This is a genomic window from Bradyrhizobium sp. CCBAU 45389 (assembly GCF_028128625.1).
Taxonomy (GTDB): Bacteria; Pseudomonadota; Alphaproteobacteria; order Rhizobiales; family Xanthobacteraceae; genus Bradyrhizobium; species Bradyrhizobium liaoningense_B.
Window position 1 is genome coordinate 1 of the sequence record NZ_LBIY01000017.1, and the last position, 355, is coordinate 355.

Below are 355 nucleotides of genomic sequence, written 5' to 3' on the forward strand. Positions count from 1 at the left end.
ACCCTGGATCAGGTCGATCTGCGCCAGGTGCCGCTCGATTGCGGCACGCTCGTCGGCAGGTACCATCTGGGCGGCGATCCACCTGCGACCGCTGATCCCTACAAGGTTGAGGTGTGGACAGGGCGGAATGAGGTGGGCGTGAAGGATCGACTGAATGAGGTTCTTCAAGCGCACCCGCTGACGCACGAGCTGCGTACGGCGCGCAACTTGCCGTCGCAGGGCCATAGTGCGCTGATCGGGTACCCAGACCTCCGGAAGAAATCCGGTGGCGTACAACTTCGCGAGCACTGCGGCATCAATCGCATCCGTCTTGATCTTTGCGTGCGCGATCAACCGCACCTCCTTCGGGTTGGCG

General features: G+C 62.5%; 1 protein-coding gene. It reads right to left on the reverse strand.

What is annotated here, in order from left to right; genetic code table 11:
- Positions 1-355: IS110 family transposase (locus XH79_RS06770; RefSeq protein ID WP_271581145.1), on the reverse strand; the 355-nt coding region annotated here is incomplete at both ends.